General features: G+C 74.3%; 8 protein-coding genes. 4 read left to right on the top strand and 4 right to left on the bottom strand.

Annotation, left to right across the window (positions count from 1 at the left end; genetic code table 11):
- On the bottom strand, positions 1-183 hold a 183-nt coding region (locus DQW85_RS11685), incomplete at its 3' end, for a hypothetical protein (RefSeq protein ID WP_205315046.1).
- A 148-nt stretch (positions 184-331) separates the two neighbouring features.
- Here DQW85_RS11685 and DQW85_RS11680 point away from each other — a divergent pair.
- Positions 332-964, top strand: a complete 633-nt coding sequence (locus DQW85_RS11680) for an IMPACT family protein (protein ID WP_113700359.1) — start codon at positions 332-334, stop codon at positions 962-964.
- Positions 965-1,123: 159 nt separating this feature from the next.
- On the opposite strand, the gene DQW85_RS11675 is transcribed toward DQW85_RS11680, so the two are convergent.
- Positions 1,124-2,377 (bottom strand): isochorismate synthase, encoded by a 1,254-nt coding sequence (locus tag DQW85_RS11675; protein ID WP_113700358.1) that lies wholly within the window; start codon positions 2,375-2,377, stop codon positions 1,124-1,126.
- Between the two features lie 218 nt (positions 2,378-2,595).
- Between DQW85_RS11675 and DQW85_RS11670 the strand changes: the two genes are divergently transcribed.
- A complete protein-coding gene (locus DQW85_RS11670; protein ID WP_113700357.1) occupies positions 2,596-3,432 on the top strand; it encodes a GDSL-type esterase/lipase family protein in 837 nt (278 codons plus the stop codon).
- Positions 3,433-3,476: 44 nt separating this feature from the next.
- On the opposite strand, the gene DQW85_RS11665 is transcribed toward DQW85_RS11670, so the two are convergent.
- Entirely contained in the window at positions 3,477-4,208 is a 732-nt protein-coding gene (locus DQW85_RS11665; RefSeq protein ID WP_205315045.1) for an HNH endonuclease family protein, read from the bottom strand.
- A gap of 179 nt (positions 4,209-4,387) precedes the next feature.
- On the opposite strand from DQW85_RS11665, the gene DQW85_RS11660 reads away from it, so the two are divergent.
- Positions 4,388-7,246, top strand: a complete 2,859-nt coding sequence (locus DQW85_RS11660; protein WP_113700355.1) for a helix-turn-helix transcriptional regulator — start codon at positions 4,388-4,390, stop codon at positions 7,244-7,246.
- Positions 7,247-7,395: 149 nt separating this feature from the next.
- Here the strand turns inward: DQW85_RS11660 and DQW85_RS11655 are convergent, their stop codons facing one another.
- On the bottom strand, positions 7,396-7,692 hold the full coding sequence (locus tag DQW85_RS11655) for a DUF3040 domain-containing protein (RefSeq protein ID WP_113700354.1): 297 nt from the start codon (positions 7,690-7,692) through the stop codon (positions 7,396-7,398).
- A gap of 133 nt (positions 7,693-7,825) precedes the next feature.
- On the opposite strand from DQW85_RS11655, the gene DQW85_RS11650 reads away from it, so the two are divergent.
- The coding region (locus tag DQW85_RS11650) for an Rv2578c family radical SAM protein (protein ID WP_162794911.1) at positions 7,826-8,820 on the top strand (995 nt) is incomplete at its 3' end.

Here is an 8,820-nt window from a genome sequence, read left to right as displayed (position 1 = left end):
CGCGATCAGCCCGCGGGCGCGGGCGTCGCCGCGGCCGAAGACGCGCTGCAGGATCTGGGTGCCGCGGGCCGCCGCCGAACCGGCGGCGAGCTCGCTGGTCTTGGCGAGCACCTCGGCGCCGTACGCGCCGATGGCCGAGGTGGCGTACGGCATGGCGTCGTTCGCGACGCTCTCGCTGTCCACGGGAGCCTCCGAGGGTCACAACCGGGATGGAGGCGATGCTAGCGCTCCCGGCCCGGCCGGGGCGGGACTTTGGCCGCCTACGCGCGTGGCGGGAAGCCAAAGGGGGCACCGCTGCTGATCTACACTGTAAAGGCGGTAGCTTGGCGAGGTGACCTCCTCCTACCTCACCCTCAAGAACAGCGTCGAGCACGAGACGGAGGCCCGGCGCTCGCGGTTCGTCTGCGCGATCGCGCCGGCTTCCACGGTGGAGGAGGCGACGGGGTTCATCGCCGGGCGGCGCCGGCTGCACCCGGCCGCCACGCACAACTGCACCGCGTACGTGATCGGGCAGCGCGTCCAGAAGGGCGACGACGACGGCGAACCGGGCGGCACCGCGGGCACGCCGATGGTGCAGGCCCTGGTCGGCAGGGGGTTCAGCGACGTGGTGGCGGTGGTCACCCGCTACTTCGGCGGCGTCCTGCTGGGGGCGGGCGGCCTCGTCCGCGCGTACGGCTCGGCGGTGACGGAGACGCTCGACCGGGCCGAGCCGCTGGGCCTGGTGGCCCGCATGGTCCCGGCCAGGCTGGTGCGCGTCTCGGTGGCCCACGACCAGGCGGGCCGGGTGGAGAACGACCTGCGCGCCTCGCGGTACGGGGTGCGCGAGGTGGCCTACGGGCCCGCGGTGGACTTCGCCGTGGCGGTCGGCGATGACGAGGTGGCGGCGTTCGCCGAGTGGGTCGCCGCGCTCACGGCGGGCCGGGCGCGGGTCGAGCCAGGCCAGGCCATCCACGTCGCGTGCTGAGCCGCCCACGCGCCGGGCGGGACCATCCACGTTCCGGGCGGGACCCACCCACGTGCCGGGCGGGACCCACCCACGTTCCGGGCTGAGCTGCCTACGTTCCGGGCTGAGCTGCCTACGCCTGGGGCGGGACCACCCACGTCGCGGGCCGGACGTGGGGCGTCAGCCCTCCAGGGCGTACTGCATGACGCGGAACTTGGCCTGGGCCTCGGCCAGCTCGGAGCTCGGCTCGGAGTCGCCCATGATGCCGCCCCCGGCGAACAGCCTGGCGCGGCGCCCCTCGACGATGCCGGAGCGCAGCGCGATGCCCCACTCGCCGTCGCCGTGGGCGTCGATCCAGCCGACCGGGCCCGCGTAGCCCGCGCGGTCCATGCCCTCCAGCTCGCGGATCAGCTCGATCGCGGTGCCGGTGGGCGTGCCGCCCACGGCCGCGGTGGGATGCATGGCGGCGACCACGTCGAGGACGGAGGCGCCGTCGGCGAGCCGGCCGCTGACGTGGCTGGCGAGGTGCTGGACATTGGGCAGCACGAGGAGCTCGGGCTCGGCGGGGGTGTGCAGCGCGGAGCAGAGGGGGGCGAGGGTCTGGCGCACGGAGGCGATGGCGCACTCGTGCTCGTGGCGGTCCTTGTCGGAGGCGAAGAGCGCGGCGCCGCGGGCGAGGTCGTCGGCGGCGCTGGTGCCGCGCGGGGTGGTGCCGGCGAGCACGAGGGATTCGATCTGCTTGCCGGTGCGGCGTACGAGCAGCTCGGGGGTGGCCCCGACGAGGCCCGCGACGGAGAAGGTGTAGCACTCGGGGTAGCGGTGGGCCAGGCGGGCGAGGAGCAGGCGCACGTCGATGGGGTGCTCGGCGACGGCGAGCAGGTCGCGGGCGAGGACGACCTTCTCGAGTTCGCCGTCCCGGATGCGCCGGGCCGCGCGGGCGACGATGTGCTCCCACTCGGGCGCGGTCAGGCTGCCGTCGCCGTAGCGGATGCGCCCAGGCCGGCGTGGCGGGGTGAAGACGTGGAGCTGCGGGTCGCCGGAGCCGTTCGCCGGCACGGAGCCGACGGTGGTCAGCCAGGCGCGTCCGCCGCGGCGGGCGAGGATGGTCTGGGGGACGACGAGGGTGGAGCCGGGGGAGTCCTCGTCGAAGGTGAACGTGCCGAACGCGACCGGCCCCGAGCCGGGGGCGTCGACGGCGTCGTCGACGTGGGCGTCGCCGAGGACGGCGGCGAGCCATCGGCGGGCCCACGCGAAGCGGCCGGGGCCTGGCGGCACGGTGACGCGGGCGGCCTCCCCCCAGCCGACGAGCCCTTCGCCGTGCCGGACCCACGCGTAGGGCGCGGTCCTGGGCAGGGACGCCAGCAGGTCGCCGGGGGCGCGAATGGGGGTCGTGCGAACCGGCAGCGGGCTGGTTGTTCCGAGCGCGACACTCACCCAAGACACTCTATGCGGGAACTGAACACGTTCGACTGGGACCCCCGTGATTGAGGCGTTACGGTCTCCGCTCCGGCTATGACATGGATTGAGCGGAAATCATGGGGCAATCCGCACCCGCCGGCACTGTCAAGCCGCGATATGAAGTGGGTCCTGAATTGGCTGTCGTTGCCTTGAGGTCATAGTGGGGCGGTGATCGGCTCCCTACCTTGGGGCCCATGATCAGTCGCTTGTCGCCCATGGTGGCCGCCGTTTTGGTCTTCGCCGGTTCGGGGGCCGCGCAGGCCGAATCCTCGCGGGTTCCGGTTCCGGGGACGATGGTGGCGCTCGGAGACTCGATCACGGCGGGGTTCAACGTGTGCGGCTGGTACGTGCCGTGCACCTCCCGGTCGTGGGCGACGGGCGACAACGCCGAGGTCGACAGCCACTACCTGCGGCTGCTGCGGCTGGACGGCGGCATCCGGGGGCACAACGGCAACCTGGCGGCGCCCGGGGCGACCAGCGCGAGCCTGATGGGCCAGGTGCGGCGGGCGATCGAGCTCAAGCCGGGCTACGTGACGATCCTGATCGGCGCCCAGGACGCGTGCGTGCCCACCGAGCGGGAGATGACGCCGGTCGAGGTCTACCGGCGGCGGATGGACGAGGCGCTGACCGCGCTGCGCGACGGCGTGCCGGGGGTGCGGGTGTTCGTGGCGAGCGTCCCGGATCTGCGGCGGCTGTGGCAGGTGGGCAAGGTCAACGGGCTGGCGCGGACGTTCTGGACGGTGGGGCGGATCTGCCAGGCGATGCTGGCCCGGCCGACGTCGGTCAAACGCGCGGACGTGGAGCGGCGGGCCCGGGTGCGGGAGCGGGTGATGGCCTACAACCGGGAGGCCGCCGAGGCGTGCGCGGCGCTGGGGGAGGCGTGCCGTACCGACGGGGGCGCGGTGTTCCGCTACAGGTTCGCGCTGGACCACATCAGCGGCTGGGACTACTTCCATCCGAACGCGGCGGGGCAGCGGGTGCTGGCGGAGCTGACGTTCAGGCGGAGCTTCGACTGGGCGGACGCGCGATAGCCGTACGGGGGCGCGGACCGGCTCGGCGGCGCTCCCGGGCGGGCTCATCGGCACTGGGCGAGCATGGCGTCCTTGTCGGGCCTGGTGACGGGCACGTCGTACCTGAGCGCGACCTGCGCGAAACGGGTGGCATAGGCGCAGCGGACGCGGCGCCGCGGCGGGAGCCAGGAGGCGGGGCCCGAGGCGTCCTTCTGCTCGTTGGCCGCTCCGTGGACGGGCAGCAGGTTGAGCGGGTCCTGGGCGAAGTCCAGGCGCTTGGACATGGGCCAGCGGGAGGCGCCCATGCGCCAGGCGTAGGCGAGGGGGACGACGTGGTCGACCTGGATCTCGTCGGGGTGGCTCTTGCGCCACTCGATGGTCCGGCCGGTGTAGGGGTCTTCCAGCCGCATGGCGACGACCTCGCAGCTGGAGCCCTCGCGGTAGCGGATGTCGTGGCCGTCGCGGGCGAGGAGGTCGTCGCGGGTGCGGCAGCCGTTGCGGGAGTAGGGGACTCCGGTGGCGGTGTCGGCCCAGTTGTCGCCGAACCGGGTGCGCGCGTAGCGCGTGGCGGGGCCGCGTCCCTTGACGCGCAGGGCCTTGATGAGGTGGCGGGCGGCTGCTCTGTCGGAGCGGGAGGTCAAGGGGGCGAGGCCGGGCAGGGTGCCGCTGGGGTTGGCGAGGGGGCTGGCGGAGCCGGCCCGGTCGGCGGTGGCCTTCCCGGCGGGGGTGGCGGTGCCGGCCAGGGCCGTGACGACGACGGCGCCGGCCACGAGTGCGAGGACGTCTTTTGTGCTCAAGCAGGTCTCCGGGGGCGAGGCGGCCGGGCACACTTCTCTGGAGAGATTCCCGGGCATGGAACGTTTGACACGGTCGGGGCGCGCCGGCGGGCGGTCGGCGGCGCCGTCCCGGCCGGGTGCCGCAAAGCCGCGGGCCGGGTGCTCTAGGCGCTGCTGCTCCTCCCGCAGACGATGGAAGGATGGCCACAGTGTTCGTGGGACGCGCAACCGAGATGGAGCGGCTCGGCGGGATTCTCGAACAGGTCCGCTCGGGCACCCCGCGCCTGGTGCTCGTCGAGGGGGCGGCCGGCATCGGCAAGACCGCCCTGGTGCGGCGATTCTTATCCGCCCGGCCGGAGCTGACCGTGCTGGCGGCCAGCGGCGACGAGTGCGAGACCGGGCTCCCGTACGGCGTGCTGGCCCAGCTCACCGAGGAGGCGTGCCCGGCCGACAGCGGTCCCGTCTCGGCCGGCGCCGAGCTGCTCGACCGGCTGGGCCGTCTCCAGGACGGCGGGCCCGTAGCGGTCGTCCTGGACGACACCCAGTGGGCCGACGTGCCGTCGCTCCAGGCGGTGACTTTCGCGCTGCGCCGCCTGCGCGCGGACCAGGTGCTCGCGATCGTGATCGCGAGAGAGCTCGCCGCCGCGGCGATCCCCACCGGCCTGCGCAAGCTGCTCGGTGACGAGCGCACGGCCCGCATGCGGCTCGGCGGCCTGCCCGCCTCGGACTTCCGCGCCTTCGGCCGGGGCGTCGGCGTGCGGTCGCTGAGCGGCGCCGCCGCCGAACGCCTGCGCTCGCTGACCGCAGGCAACCTCCTGCACGCGCGCGAGCTCATGGAGCGGCTGCCCGCCGACGTCCTGAACGACGCCCGCATGCGGCTCGGCGGCCTGCCCGCCTCGGACTTCCGCGCCTTCGGCCGGGGCGTCGGCGTGCGGTCGCTGAGCGGCGCCGCCGCCGAACGCCTGCGCTCGCTGACCGCAGGCAACCTCCTGCACGCGCGCGAGCTCATGGAGCGGCTGCCCGCCGACGTCCTGAACGACCTCACCCGGCCGCTGCCCGCCCCGCCGGACTACGCCGCACTCGTGCTGGCCCGCCTCGCGGCCTGCGGCCGGGCGGCGCGCGACTTCGTGGGAGCCGCCAGCATCCTGCCGCTGCCCTGCCCGGTCGACCACATCGCCGCGCTCGCGGGCGCCGAGCCGCTGGCGGCGCTCGACGAGGCGGTCCGGGCCGGCCTGCTGGAGGAGCGGCACACGAGGCACGGGCTCTGTGCCGCGTTCCCCCACCCCCTGTCGCAGGCGGCGATCTACCACGGTCTCGGAGTGGTCACCCGGCACCGGCTCCACACGCGGGCCGCCGAGCTGGCCGCGAGCGACCGCGAACGGTTCCAGCACCGCGTGCGCGCGACGACCGGCCCCGCGCCGGAGCTCGCTGACGAGCTGGCCGTGTTCGCGCACGAGGAGCAGCGCGCGGGACTGTGGTCCAGCGCGGCCACCCACCTGCTGCAGGCCGCCCAGTTCGCCCAGGACGTACGGCGGCGGGCCCGGCTCACCGGTGAGGCCGTCGGCGCCCTGGTGCACGCGGGCCGGGTGGACGAGGCGGCCGAGCTGGCCCGGACGCTGCCCGTGGAGTGCCCGCCCGAGGTGCGCTCCTTCGCCCAGGGCGTGATCGCCCAGGTGCGGGGCCGCAGCGGCGAGGCGGCCCGGCTCCTGGCCGACGCCTGGAGCCGGACCGATCCGGTGGCCGAGCCGGTGCTCGCGGTCCGTACGGCGGAGCAGCTGGCCGTCGCGACGATGATGGGCGCGGACAACTCGCAGGCGACCGTCTGGGCGGAGCGCGCGCTCACCGGTCCCGTCGCCGGGTTCGACGCGGGCATCGTGCGCAGCGTGCAGATCCTGGCCATGGCCGCCATGGGGTTCCCGGACAAGGCGCTGGAGGCCACCGAGAACGTGCCGGTGACGGCGACCGGCAAGGTCGAGCGGGACCTGCTGCTCGGCCGGGGCACGGTCAGGTCGTGGGTGGGCGACATCGACGGGGCGACGGCCGACCTGGCCGGGCTGCTCCGCCGGGCCGACCAGCTCTCCGCCTACCAGCGGGTGGTCGCGCACGCCCACCTCGGCAACGCCCTGCACCTGGCCGGCCGGTGGGACGACGCGCTCGTGCACGGGGAGGTCTCCGTCGCGCTCGCCGAGGAGTCGGACCAGGCGTGGATGGCGGGCGGCGCGCGTGCCCTGGCGGCGATGGTGCCGTCGAAACGGGGCGACTGGGCGGCGGCCGAGCAGCACGTGGCCGAGGGGTGGCGCACGACGGGGGACATCGTCGCGTCCCGGTTCTTCGTCGCGGTGGCGGAGGCGTGGCTGGCCGCCTCGCGGGGCGACCCGGCGCGGGTGCTGCGCGTGCTGCTGCCTCTGCTGGAGCCCGGCGCCCGGGAGGGCCTCGACGAGCCCGGCCTGCTGGACTGGCGCGACCTGCTCAGTGACGCCGAGCTCGCCGCCGGCGATCCGGGGCGCGCCCAGGCCGTGCTGGAGCCGTACGAGCAGCGGGCGCTGGCCCGCGGGCGTGACATGTCGCTGGTGCGGGTGTACCGGGCCAAGGGCAACCTGCTGGCGGCTCAGGGCGACTACGCCGAGGCGGCCGGGGCGTTCGAGCGGGGAGAGCGCCATGCCGGCCCGGCGGGCGTGCCGTTCGAGCGGGCCAGGCTCGACCTGGACCACGGGTGCTTCCTGCGGCGGCACGGGTCGCGCAACGCGGCGGCAGAGCGGCTGGAGGCGGCGCATCACGTCTTCGCGGGGCTGCGGGCCGTTCCGTACATGGAACGTTGCGAACGCGAGCTGGCCGCCTGCGGCCGGGCGGCGCGGGGGCGGCGCCTGCAGTGGGACATGACCGCGCGCGAGCTGGCGGTGGCCAGGCTGGTGGCCACCGGGCAGAGCAACCAGCAGGTGGGCAGGGAGCTGATGCTCAGCGTGAAGACGGTCGAGTATCACCTGGGTCACGTCTTCGCCAAGCTGGGCGTCACGAACCGGGCGCAGCTGGCGGCCCGCTTCGCGGCCGGCGAACGATGACGGGCGGCGCGGGTGATCGGCGTGGGACGTGACCGGGGCGGGGCCGTGCGGGGGCGGGGCCGTGCGGGGGCAGGACCGTGCAGGGGTAGGGCCGCGCGGGGTTGTGCCGGGGGGCCGTGCCGGGCGGGGGCGGAAGGTCCGGTGTGGGGTCAGGCGATCGTGAAGGGGGAGAAGGATCCGGCCAGGGCGAGCGCGGCGGCCTCGTGCCGCAGGACCATGATCAGCAGGGTGGCGACCAGCGTCGCGATGAGCAGCCAGCTGATCAGGATGATGACCGTCGAGCGGCGCGGCCTGCGCCTGGCTCCAGGGGTGCCGGCGGCCCTCGCCTCGCCGCGGCGCGCCCGCTCGTTGAACGACTCAAGTCGCGCCACGAGCCGTGGATCGTCGTCGACGAGGTGACGCTCGATCTGTGCCAGCATCCTCTCCTCGTCCTGCGACCAGGCCATAGATGCACCTCCGGAACGCAAGCTCTGTGCGGGGTTTCTGCCCAACCCTGAAGATCATTAGCCGCCGCCTGGTGAGGTAATTGCCGCCTCTTTCCATTTGCGATCATCATCGAATGCTTGTTCTAATCATGTCATGCGCTGGGACAATCTGCGCCTTGACCGCACCGATCCGGACGATCCGGCCGTGCCGTTGCTCGCTCGTGGCGCGGTCGTCCGGACGTTCGACACCCCCGAGTTCAAGGGGATGACGTTCTACGAGATCCATGCCCGGTCCATCATCAACCGCGTCCCGGCGGTCAGTCATGTCCCGTTCGACCGCACGATCAACCCCTATCGGGGGTGCGGGCACCGCTGCGTCTACTGCTTCGCCCGCAACACGCACCGCTACCTCGACCTGGACGCCGGTGCGGACTTCGACTCGAAGATCATCGTCAAGGTCAACGCGGCGGAGCTGGCCCGCAAGGAGCTGGCCGCGCCCGGCTGGCGCGGCGAGCACGTGGCCCTGGGCGCCAACGTCGACTGCTACCAGCGGGCCGAGGGCCGCTACCGGCTGATGCGCGGCATCCTGGCGGCGCTGCGCGACGCCGCCAACCCGTTCTCCCTCCTGACCAAGGGCACGCTCGTCCTGCGCGATCTCGACCTGCTCACCGAGGCGGCCGAGGTCACCCAGGTCGGCGCCAACGTGTCGGCGGGCTTCCTCGACACCGACGCCTGGCGCTCGACCGAGCCCGGCACCCCGCACCCGCGCAGGCGGCTGGAGACCTGCGCGACCCTCAACGACAACGGCATCGCCTGCGGGGTGCTCATGGCGCCGATCCTGCCGTTCCTGACCGACTCTCCCGGCCGGCTGGAGGCCACGGTCAGGGAGATCGCCCGGGCGGGCGCGACGCACGTCACGCCCATCGTGCTCCACCTGCGGCCGGGGGCGCGCGAGTGGTGGCTGGCCTGGCTGTCGCGCGAGCACCCGCGGCTGGTGCCGCGCTACCTGGAGCTGTACGGCAGGGGCGCCTACGCTCCCAGGGCGTACCAGGCCCGGATCACCGGCCTGGTCAAGGAGCTGGCCGAGCGCCACGGCGTGGGCCGGGCGACCCCGGCGCGGGCCCGCCGGCTGCCGCCCCGGCGGACGAG

The sequence above is a fragment of the Nonomuraea lactucae genome (genome assembly GCF_003313395.1).
GTDB classification, from domain to species: Bacteria; Actinomycetota; Actinomycetes; order Streptosporangiales; family Streptosporangiaceae; genus Nonomuraea; species Nonomuraea lactucae.
The sequence above is the reverse complement of the archived record's forward strand: the minus strand, read 5'-3'. Positions and strand labels throughout refer to the sequence as shown.